Genomic DNA, 14,477 nt, shown 5'->3' on the forward strand with positions numbered 1-14,477 from the left:
GTGCGCGCGGGCGGGGTCAGCGGCTGACGAGCAGGCCCCGCCCGCGCAGCACGCGCCGCTCCAGCGGGCTGAAGATCAGCAGGTCGATGGCGATGCCGACGCACAGGATCAGCAGGATCGCCAGGAACACCTGCGGCATGCTGCTGTTGTTGCGGCCGTTCTCCAGCAACTGGCCCAGTCCGACGCCGAGATCGGGCGAGGAGGCGATGATCTCGGCGGCCATCAGCGAGCGCCAGGAGAACGCCCAGCCCTGCTTGAGACCGGCCACGTAACCGGGCAGCGCGGCCGGCATCACGATGTAGCGGGCGCCGCGCAGCCCGGTCGCGCCCAGGGTGCGTCCGGCGCGCAGGAACAGCGGCGGAATCTGGTCGATGCCCGCCACCAGGCCGTTGGCGATGGACGGCACCGCGCCGAGCAGGATCACCGCGAACATCATCGAGTCGTTGAGGCCCAGCCAGATCACGGCGGGCGGCACCCAGGCGACCGACGGCAGCGACTGCAGACCCGACAGGATCGGGCCGATGGCCGCCCGGACGAAGGACACCCGCGCCACCAGCAGCCCGAGCGGGGTGCCGATGGCAAGGGCGAACAGGAAGCCGAGCAGGCCGCGTGAGACGGACGTCCAGATGTACTCGAGCAGCGTGCCCTGGAGCCACGCGGCGCGCACCTCGCCCCACACGTCGGACGGGGAGGCGAGCTTGTACGGGGGCGCGACCTCCGCCCAGACCAGGATCTGCCACACCACCAGCACCAGGGCGACGGCGGTGACCGGCGGCAGCACCTTGCGCAGCAGCGTCTGACCGAGCGGGGTGCGGACCGTCTGCGTCGCGTCCAGCGCGTCGAGGCCTGCCTCCAGCCCGGCGAGGTCGTCCGGGTCCTGGGGTGCGGCGGTCTTCCCGGTGACGCCGGCGGCTTTCTCAGTGCTGGCCATGTCGGCGGATCTCCCCACGCAGTTCTTCGGTGATCTCGGCGGACAGCTCCGCCACGGCGGCGTCCTCCAGACGGCGCGGCTGCGGCAGGTCCACCGTCCACTGCCGGGCGACACGGCCCGGCCGGGACGACAGCAGGACGACGCGCTGGGCGAGCCGCACCGCCTCGCGCACGTTGTGCGTCACGAACAGCACCGACAGGCCCGTCTCCCGCCAGATCCGGGTCAGTTCGTCGTGCAGCACGTCCCGGGTGATGGCGTCGAGCGCGGCGAACGGCTCGTCCATCAGCAGCAGCCGGCTGTCCTGGGCGAGCGCACGGGCGAGCGCCACACGCTGACGCATGCCGCCGGACAGTTCGTGCACCCGCTTGCCGTGCGCGTCCTTCAGCCGCACCAGCTCCAGCAGCCGCTCCGCCTCCTGGCGGCGTTCCGGCTTGCCCACCCCGCGCAGCTTCAGGGCGAGTTCGATGTTCTTGCCCGCGGTCAGCCACGGGAACAGGGCGTGCTCCTGGAACATCAGGGCGGGCCGGCCGTCGGTGCCGATGGTGCCGACGGACGGCCGGTCGAGCCCGGCGACCAGGTTGAGCAGGGTGGACTTTCCGCACCCCGAGGCGCCCAGGAGGGTGACGAACTCGCCGGGTGCGACATCGAGGGTGATGTCGTCCAGCACGAGCTGCCGTCCGCCCGGGGCGCCCGGAGCGGGAAAGGACTTCGAGACGTGCTCGACCCGCGCGGCGTACGCCGCCGTCGTGGTGTCCTCGGCCGTCCCGGCCATCGTCGTGGCCATGGTCGTCACCTCCTGGTGGTGTGCGTCGGGGTGCGGGCGTGGTCAGCCGACGCCGAGACCGGCGTCGTCGACCTCGGGCTTGCCCTCGGCCTTGAGGACCTTGTTGAGCGGCTTCAGGTCGTAGATGCCCTTGAGGCTGGGCTTCTCCAGCAGGCCGGCCGACACCGCGTGCGAGGCCTGGGCGTCGAGGGTGGAGGCCAGCGGGTCGTCGAGGAAGGTGATGGACTCCCACGCCGGATTGAGGACCTCCTCCGGCAGGGCCTTGCCGGACAGCTTCTCCAGCGCCTTGTTCGCGGACGCCTTGGCCTCGTCCGGGTGGGCGTTGATCCACGCGTTGGTCTTCACCGAGCCGCGCAGGACGGCCTCGACGACGTCCGGGTGCTCCTCGAGGAACTTCTGCGACACGATGATGTTGGTGATCACGAACTTCTTGTCCGGCCAGATCTCGGACTCGTCGAGCAGCACCTTCGCGCCGTCCGAGACCAGCTTGGACGCGGTGGGCTCGGGCACCCAGGCGCCGTCGATCGAGCCGGACTTGTAGGCGTCCGGGGTGATCTTGTTCTCGGTGCGGACCACGGACACGTCGCCCTTGCCGCTCTGGGCGTCGACCTTCCAGCCCTTCTCGGCGATCCAGTGCAGGAAGGCCACGTCCTGGGTGTTGCCGAGCTGCGGCGTGGCGATCTTCTTGCCCTTGAGGTCGTCCAGGGTCTTGATCTTGTCCGGGTTGACCACCAGCTTCACGCCGCCGGAGGCCGAACCGCTGATGATGCGCAGGTTCTTGCCGGCCGACTTGGTGTAGCCGTTGATGGACGGGGAGGGACCGATCCAGCCGATGTCGATGGACCCGGCGTTCAGCGCCTCGATCTCGGACGGGCCGGCGTTGAACGTCGACGGCTTGATCTTGGTGCCGCCCAGCTCCTTCTGGAGCAGGCCCTCCTGCACGCCGACCAGGGCGGTGGCGTGGGTGAGGTTCGGGAAGTAGCCGATCTTCACCTCGGAGGCGGAGAGCTTCTTCGCGTCCGCCGCGACCTCCGCCTGCGGGGCGTCGTCCTCGGCGTCGGAACCGTAGCCGCAGGCGGTGAGCAGGAGCGGAAGGGCCGCCAGGGCGGCGGCGGTGCGCAGGATGGTGAGCGGTCGTGCGGCAGACACGGAGGTGTCCTCTCGGGAAAAGGGTGGTTCGGGACGTTGCCGGCGTACGGGCGTGTGCTCAGGGGCGTGCGCCCGCGCGGCCGTCGGGCCTGCCTCGCGGGGACGGTCGGCGGCCGTGGAACGGTGTGCGGTGCGGAGCGAGCGGGCGGGAGGGGCGCGGCCGGACGCGGGTCCGGCGGGGCCTCAGACCGGCCGACAGATGGCGCTGGAGGTGCGGCCGAAGTCGATGTGGCGGCGCGAGGTCAGCAGGAGGCGTGCGGCGACGTCGTACGGACGCGCGGTCATGGCCACCCCCTGTGGAACCCTAGTTTTCCTACCTGGCTGCTAGGGATCGTGGCAGAAAGCAGCCCCTACCCCAAGGGGCAGCTCATATGATGGACGCCGATCGCTCACATAGTGAGAAACGCCTGGTCGGCGGGTGGAATCAGGGATTCACCCAGGCCTTCGGCGTGTCCGCCAACGCGGCCACCCCGGCGGGAAGTTGGGACGACGCCACATCGGCGAGGGACACGCCCTCCAAGATCTGGCGCACGTTCGACCGCAGCGCGATCCACAGCGGCAGCAGCGACTCGGCGGGACCGGAGTACGACAGCTCGGGCGGGCGGACGCCGCGCACCGAGACCAGCGGACCCTCCACGACCCGGATGACGTCGGCGATGCTGATCGCGTCGGCGGGCTTCGCCAGCCGGTACCCGCCGTTCCCGCCGCGCTGGCTCACCACGAGCCCGCCCCGCCGCATGTCGTTGAGGATGCTCTCCAGGAACTTGTGCGGGATGTCCTGCGCGTCGGCGATCGCCTCGGCCTTGAGCGGCCCGTCGTCCCCGGACGACGCGAGTTGCAGCGCGGCGCGTACCGCGTAGTCCGCCCTGGCTGAGATCCGCATGCGGTCATTATCCCGTACGGCCCCTGCCGCCCTCCACCCGCGGTCGGGGACGCGGAACCGGCGGTCAGCCCAGCGCCTGCACGGCGTAGAGGACGCCCACCGCGGCGGCGAGGGAGCCGAGCAGCAGACGCAGGCCCGTCTCGGGCAGCAGCGGCTGGAGCCGCGCCCCGAGATACCCGCCGATCAGCCCGCCCAGCCCGCAGGCGAGCCCCAGGTACCAGTCAGGGGCCACGTCGCCGGTGCCCGCCAGGGACAGCAGCGCGAAGGCCCCCGCGCCCGCCACGGACGTCACGAACGTCGAGGCCAGGGCCGCCGGCGCCACCCGCGCGACGGACATGCCCCGCCCGACCAGCAGCGGCCCGAGCAGCGAGCCGCCGCCGATGCCGTACACCCCGCCGACGACCCCGACCGCGAGGGCGAGCCCGGTCACGGCGCGCGGCGACGGCTCCGCGTCCCCGGCGGGCGGAGCCGGCTTCAGCGTGCGCCGGATCAGCCACAGCCCGAGCGGCACAAGGAGCACGGCGATCAGAAGCCGGAAGACGGTGGCCCCGGGCACGGCGAACACCCGCACGGCGGCGCCCACGACCACGCCGGGCAGGGTGCCGCTCACCAGTCGGCGGGTCAGCGGGGTGTACAGCAGGCCGGCGCGGTGGTGCCGCAGCAGCGCGCCCGGCCCGGCCACCACGTTGAACAGCAGGTTCGTCGGGGTGACCGCCGGGCTCGGCACCCCGAGGACGCTGAGCTGCACCGGCAGCAGGAACACCGCCCCGGAGACGCCCGCGGGCGTGGTCACCACCGAGATGACCAGGCCCGCGGCCAGTCCGGCGAGTCCGGTGGACCAGGTCACGGCACCTACCTGGGAAAGGGCCCCGGGAATTCAGGCGGGCAGGACGAACGGGGGGTGGGCGCCGTTGAGGAAGTAGTCCCCGACGTCACGCAGCCGGTGCGCGACGGGCTCGTACAGGGTATGCGTCCGGGCGTTGCGCCAGAAGCGGTCGAAGCCGAGCCGCGCGGACGCCGAGCCCGGGCCGACGATGTCGAGCGCGCGGGTCGCGGACTCCTGCGCCGCCCCGGAGGCCGCGGTCTCCGCCATGGACACCAGCGCGGAGACGTCCGCGTATTCGTCGTACGTCAGGTCGTCGCCGCGCTCCAGGCCCCGCCGCACGGTGTCCAGGGCCTGGTCGCACAGCGCGGACGCGGAGCGGGCGAGCACGGTCAGCTCGCCGTACGCGGTGAGCGTCTGCGGGTCGTCGGGCGCGCCGGCGGACGGGACGGGCTGCCACGGGCGGTGCCCGGCCCTGCTGTACTCGCGCACCTCGGCCAGCACCCCCTCGGCCATGCCGAGCAGCAGCTGCACGGAGAACAGCCGGCCCACGGGCGCGGCCAGGGCGGCCCGCGGGACCAGGTGGTCCTCGTCCGCGGACAGCGAGCCCAGCACGTCGTCCGCGCCCACCGCCACGTCGTCGAACTCCACGCTGCCGCCGCCCGCGAGCCGCAACCCGAAGGTGTCGCCCGCCGCGTCGACCACCACGCCCCTGCGGGCCGGGTCCACCACGACGGCCAGCGGTTCGCCGGTGTCCTCGCGCACCGCCCGCACGGCGAGCCGGTCGGCCACCAGCACCCCGGTCGGATAGCTCTGACGACCGCCGAGCACCAGACCCCGGGACGACCGGGACAGCGTCAGCGGCGGGTCCTGCGGGGCGAAACCGCCGCCCCAGCACCACTGTTCGGCCGCCGAGCGCTGCGCCGTCCGCAGGGCCGTCTCCGGGTCGCCGAAGAACCGGGCGCTCCACGACAGGAAGTAGTGGGAGCCGAGGAGCTGCCCTATCGCGCCGTCGGCCGTGGAGATCTCCCGCACCACCGCGTACGCCGTGTCCCAGTCCACGCCCGCGCCGCCCGGCCCGGCCGGTGTGAGCAGGGTCAGCAGCCCCGCCTCGCGCAGTCGTGACACCTCGTCGACGGGGGCCTTGCCGGCCTGTTCCCTGACCACGGTGTCCGTGGCCAGGTCGTCCGCCGCCTCGCGGGCCACGCGCAGCCAGTGCGCCCGGCCGTGCGCGACGGGTTCGGCCGGGGGTGCGGGGCGGGTCGGCGCGGCGGCAGGGCACATGGCGGTGCTCTCCTCAGGATCGGCCGCAGGATGCGGCGTGGGGGCTGTCCTGCTGGTCGGGGACGTACTTGTAGCCGATGGACCGGACGGTCACGATGCGGTGGCGGTGGGCGGCGCCCAGCTTGCGGCGCAGGCGCGCGACGTGGACGTCGACCGTGCGGCCGTCGCCGACGTGGTGGTAGCCCCAGACGGCCGCCACCAGCGTCTCGCGCGACTGCACCAGGTGCGGCCGCCGCACGAGGTGCGCCAGCAGTTCGAACTCCAGGTACGTGAGGTCGAGTTCACGCCCGTCGACCAAGGCGGTGCGGCGCGCGGTGTCGATCCGGACGGCGTCGTCCGCCGGCTGCCGCGCGGGCGGCGCGGCCGGTCCCGCGGTCACGTCCGCGGTCACGTCGGCGGCCACCAGGCGGAACTCGGGCCGCGGCCGGTCCTTCACGAACAGGTCCAGGGGATCGGTGCCCTGGGGGACCAGCAGAAGGTAGCCGACGAGCGGCGGGGACGCGGGGTCCTCGGCGTCCTGCCGCACCGCGTCGGCCACCAGGTGGAGGTGGCGCGTGTCGGGCAGCGGACGGAGCGAGGCGGTCGGGTGCGGAAGTGCCGTGGTCATGGCGGTTGTCCCTCGTGACGGTGTCGGGTCCCGGCGGACGCGGGGGTGGTGCGTGGGAGCCGGGAAGGGGCCGGAGTGCGCGGCCGGCGTGCGGGCCGTGCGTTCAGGCGCGACAGCAGGCGGCGCTGACGACGTGACCGAAGTCGACATGCCGACGACGTACGAGTCGCAGCTGCACAGGGGACATGTCCACATGCTGCGCACCGCCCATGAACACCGTCAAGCTTTTCCTAGTAAGTCTATAGGGAAAGGGGGGAACGTCTCACATGCTGGGCGCTCCGGATCGTTCTCCGGGACCTGAAGGTCCGTCGGAGGCGCGCTCGCGGGGATCTGACGATGCGTTGACACCCCGGACGGCGCGTGCTTGCATCCCGCCATGCCGCCGCTGGAGCCCCTGACGCGCCGCCGCGCCGTGGACCTCGTCCGCGTCGCCGCCGCGCTCTGTCGCCTCCCCGGCTGAACCGGCGAGTCCGCCCGCCCGCCCCTTCCGGTCGCCGCCCCTCCGCACGCCGCCCGCCGCGCTCCCGGTCTGCTTCCTCAGGCCCCGCGGCCTCCCTCAGCTCTGCGACCTCCTCCAGCCCTACGACGACGAGGACCCCCGTCATGCCCTCATCCGCCGCGCCCTCATCCCGCCCCGACGAGACCGCCTACGACCGGCACCGGCTGCGCCAGTGGCTGGCCGGCGAGGCCAGGGCGGACGGCGTGAGCCGCCGCCGTCTGCTCACCCTGCTCGCCGCGGCCGGAGCCGCCGGCGCGCTGCCCCTGTCCGTGCCCGCACCCGCGCGCGCCGCCGACGGCGACACCATCGTCAAGCCGCTGCCGCCCGAGAAGTTCGTCCGCCACGGCACCAACGCCGAGACCCGCTGGGAGGCCCTGCGCGGCCTCGGCCACCACACGCCCAACGACCTGTTCTTCGTCCGCAACCACACCGCGACCCCGCGCATCGACGCGGACGACTGGCGGCTGAAGCTGTGGGGGAGCGGCCTGCGCGGCGGCCCCGGCGAGGACAAGCCGGTCGAGTTCGGCTACGAGGACCTGCGCCGGCTGCCGTCCGTCACCCGCACCGCCTTCGTCGAGTGCGCCGGCAACGGCCGCAGCGGCTACGCCGCCCAGCAGGGCGAGACCGTCTCCGGCACGCCCTGGGGGCTCGGCGCGATCGGCGTGGCGCGCTGGCGCGGCGTCCCCCTGTCCACCGTGCTGCGCCGCGCGGGCCTGTCCCCGCACGCCGTCGACGTGCAGCCGCGCGGCCTGGACGCCGAGTACGTCAGCGGCGGGGAGAGTCTCGGCCGGGTGCGGCGGCCGCTGCCGCTGTCCAAGGCGCTGCACGACGTCGTGCTCGCCTACGAGATGAACGGCGATCCGCTCCCGCCCGACCACGGCCACCCGGTGCGGGTGCTGGTGCCGTCCTGGGTGGGCATCGCCTCCATCAAATGGGTCGGCGACATCGAGGTGTCCGCGCAGCCGCTGTTCTCGCCGTGGAACACCACCTTCTACCGGCTGTTCGGGCCCGGTCACCCCGAGGGCGGCAGCGCGCCGCTCACCCGGCAGACCCTCAAGAGCGCCTTCGAGCTGGCGCGCGGAGCCACCTTCCCGGCAGGACGCGGCCAGGTGCTGACGGGTCGTTCGTGGTCGGGCGCGGGTCCGATCGGCCGGGTCGACGTCAGCACCGACGGAGGGGCGAGCTGGCGGCCCGCCCGCCTGCTGGAGCGTCCGCGTCCCGACACATGGACCCGGTGGTCCGTCACCTGGAAGCCCCGCACCCGCGGCACGACCCAGCTGCTGGCCCGCGCCACCGACACGGCGGGCCGCACCCAGCCCGACGTCTCGGTCCACAACACGCAGGGCTACCTGTTCGACGCCGTGGTGCGGCACGAGGTGACGGTGGTCTGACCTGCACGGACCGCCTCCCGTGGCCGACGGCCCCCGTACCGCCGCTCTCACCTGGTGAGACGCTGCGGTGCGGGGGCCGTCGGTCCTCTTGACGCGGGCGGAGTCTGCCTTGAGACTCCTGTGGGGAATCCTAGTGAATCGGTAGGGAACGCGATGGGCCGTGCAGCTCCTGACCTCGGCGGGGACACCGTGCGTGTCGCCCTCGGTCAGCTGCCCCTGCTGACGTCCCGGCTCCACATCGACCTCGCGCGCGTGTGCAGCGCGGCGGGCTCCCCGGACGACGCCGTCCCCACGCGCATCTGACCCCCCCCTTTCTCACACCCTCTCCGTCCCCGACACCGCATCCCGGCCGGGCCTGACGGCCCCCGCGTGCGCCACGCCACGCCCGTACGCCCGTCACCGAGCACCCTGGGAGACGTATGTTCGCCACATCCCCGTCCGCCGCCGTGCCGCCGTTCCGGGGCAGGATCGGCGACGACCCGCGCAGCGGCTACTACGCCGCACCCCACCGCTACCGCCTCCACCTGTCGCTCACCTGTCCCCACTGTCTCCAGATCGCGGTCACCCACAGCCTGCTCGGCCTCGCGGACGTCCTCCCCGTGACGCTGCTGCCCGCCGTGCCCGACGCCCCCGACGGCGGACACCGGGCACTGCGCCCCCTGTACGAGGCGAGCGCGCACCTCTACCCGGGCCCGGCCCTCGCACCGGTCCTGCACGACAACTGGACCGGGACCGTCGTCAGCACCAACGCCCCGGACATCGTCCGCGACCTGGCACGGCGGTTCGGCGGACACGGAGACTGTCTGCTTCCGCTCGACTCCGACGAGGCGTTCGCCGCCGTCGAACGGCTCTGCGAGCAGGGTGTCCACGAGACCGCCCAGCGGGCCGGGCTGCACGGCGGCGACCGCGCCGAGCGCGACACCGCGCTCGCCACGCTGCTCCGCGCGCTGGACGTGCTCGAACTGCGGCTCGCCTCCCGGGAGTACGTCCTCGGCGACGACCTCACCCTCGCCGACGTGCGGCTGTGGGTCACGCTGGTGCAGCTGGACACCGTGCACCGGCACCACCTGGACGCCTCGGCGGTGCACCGCATCACCGAACACCCCCGGCTGTGGGCCTACGCCCGGCGGCTCACCGCACACCCCGCCTTCGGCCCGCACCTCGACCTTGACGGCATCGCCCGCCGGCACCACGCCCACTGCCGGGGCACCGAGGCGGCGGGCGCGGCGGTGCCGATCATGGACTGGCCGGCGTACGTCGACCGGAGGGCGCCGGAACCGATCCGCCGATCCGTCTGACGCCGGGCGCGGCGGTGTACGTCAGGCGGCCCGGCGCTCCCCGGCCCTCCGCCCGGGACACCGGCGCCGCCTCCGCCGCGGCCCGGGCCTCCGGGCGGGGTGAACACCTTCTTGGGCACGGGCGGAAGGGAGAACGACCGGCCCCGCGGACGGGCTCGGCGCGTACGGGTCCAGGGCCGGCGGTGGTGTCCACTGCGCGAAGCCGGACGTGCCCGTGGTCGCCGGGACCAGGGCGCGTACCCCTGCCGGAGGCGTACCCGGCTCGACCGGAGCCTCCGCCGGACCGGTGGTGGCTGCCTCGCCGGCCCGCGACAGCAGGACCACGCCCCACGACGCGAGACCGGCGCCGAACAGGCCGAACGCCACGCCGGGCAGGCCTCCCCGGAGGTGTTCGCCGAGGAGCCCCAGGCCGATCACCGCCGCCGCCAGGGGGTTGGCGAGCGTGACCATCGCCAAGGGGGCCCCGAGGCCGCCCCGGTACGCGGTCTGCGCGAGGAGGAGGCCGCCGGCGGAGAAGACGGCGACCAGCAGCGCCACCCCGATCACGCGCAGGTCGAGCAGCGGACCGGTGCGGTCGGTCACCGCCACCGTCACCGTCTGGGTGAGCGCCGAGGCGACCCCCGACGCGATGCCCGACGCGGTCGCGTGACGCAGACCGGGACGGGAGCCGGGCCAGGACAGCAGGCCGATCAGCGAAGTCGTGCCGCCCGCGACGGCCAGCGCCTCCGGCACGCCTAGCACGTCGTCCGGCGCCGGTCCCGACGCCGTGACGAGGAGCGCCGCAAGACCGGCCAGGGTGAGGGCCGTGCCCCGCCACTCGACCGTGCTCACCCTCCGCCCCGCCATCCGCGCCCCCAGCGGCACCGCGGCCACCAGGGTGAGCGCGCCCAGCGGCTGGACCACCGTCAGCGGGCCGTACTTCAGGGCCACGACGTGCAGCAGCGCGGCCGCCGCGTTCAAGCTGACCGCACCCCACCAGGCGCCGCTTCCGAGCAGCCGGAGCGCCCCGCCGCCGGAGCCGCGCGTGGCCAGCCGGGCCTGCGTCACGGCGGCGAACGCGTAGGCGACCGCTGAGACCAGGGAGAGCAGGACCGCCACCAGCAGGGCGCTCATCGGCCCGCCCCCACGAGGGCGCCCGGACGCCTGGGCCGGGGGACCGGCGCCGGTGCGGGTGTGTGACGCGGCCGGCGCACCACGGCGAGCGCGAGACCCAGCAGGGCCGCCGCAGCGAGCGCGTCCAGCCAGAAGTGGTTCGCCGTTCCGACGATCACCAGCAGCGTCACCAGCGGATGCAGCAGCCACAGCCACCGCCACACCGACCCCGTCACGGCGATGAGGCCGACCGCCACCATCAGCGCCCAGCCGAAGTGCAGCGACGGCATCGCCGCGAACTGGTTCGACAACTGGTCGGCGTCGGGCGGCCCGTAGACCGACGGCCCGTACAGCCGCGCCGTGTCCACCAGTCCCGTCACCGACAGCAGCCGGGGCGGGGCCAGCGGGTACGTGAGATGCAGCACCAGCGCCGCCGCGGTGACCGCCGCGAGGACGCGCCGCGCCCAGACGTAGTGGCCGGGGCGGCGCAGGTACAGCCAGACCAGGAAGGCCGCGGTGGCCGGGAAGTGGACGGCCGCGTAATAGGTGTTGGCGAGCTGGACGAGCGTGTCGCCGTGCAGCAGCGAGGACTGCACCGTGCCCTCCCCGGGGAGGTGCAGCGCCCGCTCCAGGTCCCAGACCTCACGGCCGTTGCGGTAGGCCTCGGCGGTGTGGCCGGCCGCGAGCCGGCGGCCCAGCTTGTAGAGGAGGAACAGGCCCGCCACCAGCAGCAGTTCGCGGACGAGCGGCGGCCGGTCGCGGGTACCGGATCCCGTGGGCTCGGGTTCCTCGAACTCCTCGCGCGCGTGCATGCCCCCGGTCCCTTCGTCGACGGTGGTGCGTGTCGTGATGCAGGCGGAGCTGCTGACTCGGGGACCGGGTCCAGCTCATCGGTGCGGACCAAGATCGATACGCGCACGTACCGATACGGAGCCGTACCGATACGTCAGTGTACCGATACGCTCGCGTACCGGTACACTGACGTATCGATTGCGTACGACACACTCCGTCGAGGGAGAGGGAGCCGAACCGATGACGTCGCAGGACGCGGACCGACCGGGACCGGCCGGTGCCTCGCGCCGCTCCAAGATCACGCCTGAGCGGGAGCGGGAGTTCTTCGACGCCGTGCTGGAGCAGATCCGCACGTGCGGGTACGACGCCGTCACCATGGAGGGCGTCGCCGCCAGCACGCGGTGCAGCAAGTCCACCCTCTACCGGCAGTGGCGGACGAAACCGCAGTTCGTCGCCGCGGCCCTCCGGTCCACCGCGCGGGCGCGGCTCGCGCTCGTCGACACGGGGACCCTCGCCGGGGACCTGCGGGAGGCCGGGCGCTGTGTGGGGGAGTGGTCGCCGAAGGACGCGACCCTCTTCCAGGCGCTCGGGCACGCGGTCCAGCAGGACCGGGAGCTGGCGCAGGCGCTGCGGGAGGCGCTGATCGACCCGGAGATCGCCGCGCTGAAGGAGATCCTGCGGCGGGGCGTCGAGCGCGGGGAGGTCGACGCGGACAACCCGGCGCTGGCGTACGTCCCGGCGCAGATCTTCGGGGTGCTGCGGGCCCGGCCCGTGCTCGAAGGGTGCAACGCCGACCCGGACTACGTGCTGCGGTTCGTGGAGGCCGCGGTGCTGCCGGTGCTCGGACTGGAATGAGACCCGGGCCCCGCCGGTCATGGGGACGACCGGACGGGGGCCCGACCGCGCCGCACCGTGGGGACGGGGGCGGCGCACCACCCGGCCGGGTGGGACACCTCTTGAGCGGAGGGGTGCCCCACCCGGCCGTACTACGTGAGGCGTCGGGGGGCTGTCAGACGTCCTGCCCGTTGCCGCGGCCGCCCTTGGCGACCTCGATCCCCTCGGTGATCTCGTCGAGGATCTTCTGCTGCTGGTCGACGTCCACGCCGAAGCGGACGACCACGATCTGGTCGGGGCGGGTGGGGGACGGGAACGCGAGGGACTGCACGAACCCGTCCGACCCCTCCTGCGTCACCGCCTTCCAGCGGACCAGGTACCCCTTCTGCCCGGCCACGGTCACCGCCTTCGACGCCAGCACGTCGTGCGAGGTGATCCGCCCGTACGCCTCCCCGCCGTAACTCTCCTCGGCGTTCGCGGAGATGTCCGCCTTCGCGACCTCCTCGGCGGTGTCACCACGGGTGCCGAGCACGACGGCCGGCGCGGAGTAGGCGCCGCCCTTCACACAGGTCTTCGAGGTGTCGCCGGGGCAGTCGTACGACTCCTTCGACGTCAGCGCGGCACCGACCTGCGACTCCTCGCCGTACCACCTGTCGGGCACGGGCAGGCTGATCCCGCTGAGGGAGTCGGTGACGGATCCGCTCTCGACACGGCGGGACTCGCCGTCGCCGTCGCCCTCACGATCAGGCGCGCCCTCGTCGGGCGCACCCCGCCCGTCGTCCTGCCCGCCGGGCTGCTGAGAGGTGGCGGTACTCCGCCCACCGTCGTCATCGGCGAGGGCGTACACGCCCACCCCGATACTGGCGAGCACCGCGGCAGCCACGGCAACGGCTATCCCGATCCGCAGCCGCCGCCCACGCAGGGACGGGGCCGGGGCAGGGTAAACGGGATAGGCCGGGCGCCCTCCGCCGAGGGTCTCGACGGGCCCCCAGACACCGCCTTGCCCGGCACCGGGGGTGCCATAACCGGGGGCGGCGGGCCCCACGGCGGCCCAACCACCGGCTGCCGGGGCGGTTCGACCCGCGGCGCCCTGGCTCGTGCCGCCCTGGCTCGTGCCGCCCTGGCTCGCGGCGGCCTGTCCCTCGGTCACCGGCGTCGCATCGGCCGGCCCACCGGCCACCTTGCCGGCACCGGCTTGGCTCGCGACGGCCTGACTCGCGGCGGCCTGTCCCTCGGTCACCGGCGTCGCATCGGCCGGCCCACCGGTCACCTTGCCGGCACCGGCTTGGCTCGTGCCGCCCTGGCTCGCGGCGGCCTGTCCCTCGGTCACCGGCGTCGCATCGGCCGGCCCACCGGTCACCTGGCTCGTGCCGCCCTGGCTCGCGGCGGCCTGTCCCTCGGTCACCGGCGTCGCATCGGCCCGCCCTTCGGCCGCCTGGCCCGCGTCGGCCGGCCCCGCAGGGGCGTCGCCTGCCAGGGCCTGCCCTGCGGCGGTGGGCCCCGTACCCGCCGGCGTCGCGGCACCCGCGTGTTCCGCGTCCGCTTCCCCCGCGGCAGTCCGCCCCGCAAGGGCGTCGTCTGCCGGCCCCTGCCCTGGGGCGGCGTGCCCCGTACTCGTCGGCCCCGCGGCAGCGGCGCGCCCCGTGCCCGCTCCCTCCGCGTCAGTGCGCCCCGCAGGGGCGTTCTCCGCACCCGCGTCCGGACCCGCGTCCCCTTCCGCCCCTGCCGGACCGGGGGTCGAAGCCGCCCCCCGGATCCGGGCCGTCCAGGCCGTGCCGTCCCACCAACGCTCCGTGGGCGGGCCGTCTTCTTTCTGGCCGGGGTCGGGATACCACCCGGCGGGAGTCACCTGCGTCATGCCCCCACCGTATGAGGCGTCGGTGAAAGGCGGATGAGAGAGGGTGCCGCCGGACCGGAGGCGGCCCTTACCCGCTCCGCATCACGCCCGTCAACGGGTCGGAAAGGGACAGCCGTTGACCGACGGGGCCCTGGTGAGGACCGGTCCGTGTCGACTCACGGTGCCCGGTGTCACTCGTCACGGCAACACGTGGCGCGACCGGGCTCCGCTCGGCCGGACGGAGGACTACGCTCGGGTCCGGTACGTCATTCG

At 74.0% G+C, this 14,477-nt stretch carries 16 protein-coding genes and 1 pseudogene; 5 read left to right on the forward strand and 12 right to left on the reverse strand.

The annotated features are described in order from the left end of the window. Positions 1-16: 16 nt before the first annotated feature. The 8 genes from ACQY0Z_RS27020 to ACQY0Z_RS27055 all read right to left on the reverse strand — a co-directional run bounded on the left by ACQY0Z_RS27020 (position 17) and on the right by ACQY0Z_RS27055 (position 6,461). Positions 17-931, reverse strand: coding sequence for an ABC transporter permease (locus ACQY0Z_RS27020; protein WP_189904003.1), 915 nt, complete (start codon positions 929-931; stop codon positions 17-19). Beyond that, a complete protein-coding gene (locus ACQY0Z_RS27025) occupies positions 918-1,715 on the reverse strand; it encodes an ABC transporter ATP-binding protein (RefSeq protein WP_439812955.1) in 798 nt (265 codons plus the stop codon). Before ACQY0Z_RS27025 ends, ACQY0Z_RS27020 begins: the two co-directional genes overlap by 14 nt. A gap of 42 nt (positions 1,716-1,757) precedes the next feature. Next, the gene (locus tag ACQY0Z_RS27030; protein WP_254587912.1) at positions 1,758-2,864 is read right to left on the reverse strand and encodes an aliphatic sulfonate ABC transporter substrate-binding protein; all 1,107 of its coding nucleotides are present in this window, start codon (positions 2,862-2,864) and stop codon (positions 1,758-1,760) included. Positions 2,865-3,047: 183 nt separating this feature from the next. Then, entirely contained in the window at positions 3,048-3,149 is a 102-nt protein-coding gene (locus ACQY0Z_RS27035; protein ID WP_019525017.1) for a putative leader peptide, read from the reverse strand. A gap of 139 nt (positions 3,150-3,288) precedes the next feature. Continuing rightward, the gene (locus ACQY0Z_RS27040; protein ID WP_019525016.1) at positions 3,289-3,747 is read right to left on the reverse strand and encodes an RrF2 family transcriptional regulator; all 459 of its coding nucleotides are present in this window, start codon (positions 3,745-3,747) and stop codon (positions 3,289-3,291) included. A gap of 64 nt (positions 3,748-3,811) precedes the next feature. Further along, entirely contained in the window at positions 3,812-4,594 is a 783-nt protein-coding gene (locus tag ACQY0Z_RS27045; protein ID WP_189903997.1) for a TSUP family transporter, read from the reverse strand. Between the two features lie 30 nt (positions 4,595-4,624). After that, positions 4,625-5,854, reverse strand: coding sequence for an acyl-CoA dehydrogenase family protein (locus ACQY0Z_RS27050; RefSeq protein ID WP_439812956.1), 1,230 nt, complete (start codon positions 5,852-5,854; stop codon positions 4,625-4,627). Between the two features lie 13 nt (positions 5,855-5,867). Further along, entirely contained in the window at positions 5,868-6,461 is a 594-nt protein-coding gene (locus ACQY0Z_RS27055) for a winged helix-turn-helix domain-containing protein (RefSeq protein WP_347226627.1), read from the reverse strand. 376 nt (positions 6,462-6,837) lie between these two features. Between ACQY0Z_RS27055 and ACQY0Z_RS27060 the strand changes: the two genes are divergently transcribed. From ACQY0Z_RS27060 to ACQY0Z_RS27075, 4 genes are all read left to right on the forward strand, one after another. Then, complete coding sequence (locus ACQY0Z_RS27060) at positions 6,838-6,921, forward strand: putative leader peptide (RefSeq protein WP_369281119.1); 84 nt, start codon at positions 6,838-6,840, stop codon at positions 6,919-6,921. A gap of 143 nt (positions 6,922-7,064) precedes the next feature. Next, the gene (locus ACQY0Z_RS27065; protein WP_347226628.1) at positions 7,065-8,351 is read left to right on the forward strand and encodes a sulfite oxidase; all 1,287 of its coding nucleotides are present in this window, start codon (positions 7,065-7,067) and stop codon (positions 8,349-8,351) included. A gap of 153 nt (positions 8,352-8,504) precedes the next feature. Then, positions 8,505-8,654, forward strand: a complete 150-nt coding sequence (locus ACQY0Z_RS27070) for a hypothetical protein (RefSeq protein ID WP_189903989.1) — start codon at positions 8,505-8,507, stop codon at positions 8,652-8,654. 116 nt (positions 8,655-8,770) lie between these two features. After that, on the forward strand, positions 8,771-9,649 hold the full coding sequence (locus ACQY0Z_RS27075) for a glutathione S-transferase C-terminal domain-containing protein (protein WP_439812957.1): 879 nt from the start codon (positions 8,771-8,773) through the stop codon (positions 9,647-9,649). A gap of 21 nt (positions 9,650-9,670) precedes the next feature. On the opposite strand, the gene ACQY0Z_RS27080 is transcribed toward ACQY0Z_RS27075, so the two are convergent. After that, the gene (locus ACQY0Z_RS27080) at positions 9,671-10,762 is read right to left on the reverse strand and encodes a hypothetical protein (protein WP_439812958.1); all 1,092 of its coding nucleotides are present in this window, start codon (positions 10,760-10,762) and stop codon (positions 9,671-9,673) included. Beyond that, positions 10,759-11,553 carry a phosphatase PAP2 family protein gene (locus ACQY0Z_RS27085; RefSeq protein ID WP_189903984.1) on the reverse strand — a complete coding sequence of 265 codons (795 nt, stop codon included), beginning with the start codon at positions 11,551-11,553 and terminating at the stop codon, positions 10,759-10,761. Before ACQY0Z_RS27085 ends, ACQY0Z_RS27080 begins: the two co-directional genes overlap by 4 nt. 220 nt (positions 11,554-11,773) lie before the next feature. On the opposite strand from ACQY0Z_RS27085, the gene ACQY0Z_RS27090 reads away from it, so the two are divergent. After that, on the forward strand, positions 11,774-12,388 hold the full coding sequence (locus ACQY0Z_RS27090) for a TetR/AcrR family transcriptional regulator (protein WP_381726618.1): 615 nt from the start codon (positions 11,774-11,776) through the stop codon (positions 12,386-12,388). A 154-nt stretch (positions 12,389-12,542) separates the two neighbouring features. Here ACQY0Z_RS27090 and ACQY0Z_RS27095 read toward each other — a convergent pair whose 3' ends face one another. Beyond that, entirely contained in the window at positions 12,543-13,412 is an 870-nt protein-coding gene (locus ACQY0Z_RS27095) for a hypothetical protein (RefSeq protein ID WP_439813387.1), read from the reverse strand. A 699-nt stretch (positions 13,413-14,111) separates the two neighbouring features. Next, positions 14,112-14,225, reverse strand: a pseudogene (locus ACQY0Z_RS27100) (DUF2510 domain-containing protein); the annotation flags it as partial. Positions 14,226-14,477: the final 252 nt, after the last annotated feature.

The sequence above is a fragment of the Streptomyces sp. P9-2 genome (genome assembly GCF_051903975.1).
In the GTDB taxonomy this organism is placed as follows: domain Bacteria; phylum Actinomycetota; class Actinomycetes; order Streptomycetales; family Streptomycetaceae; genus Streptomyces; species Streptomyces cellulosae.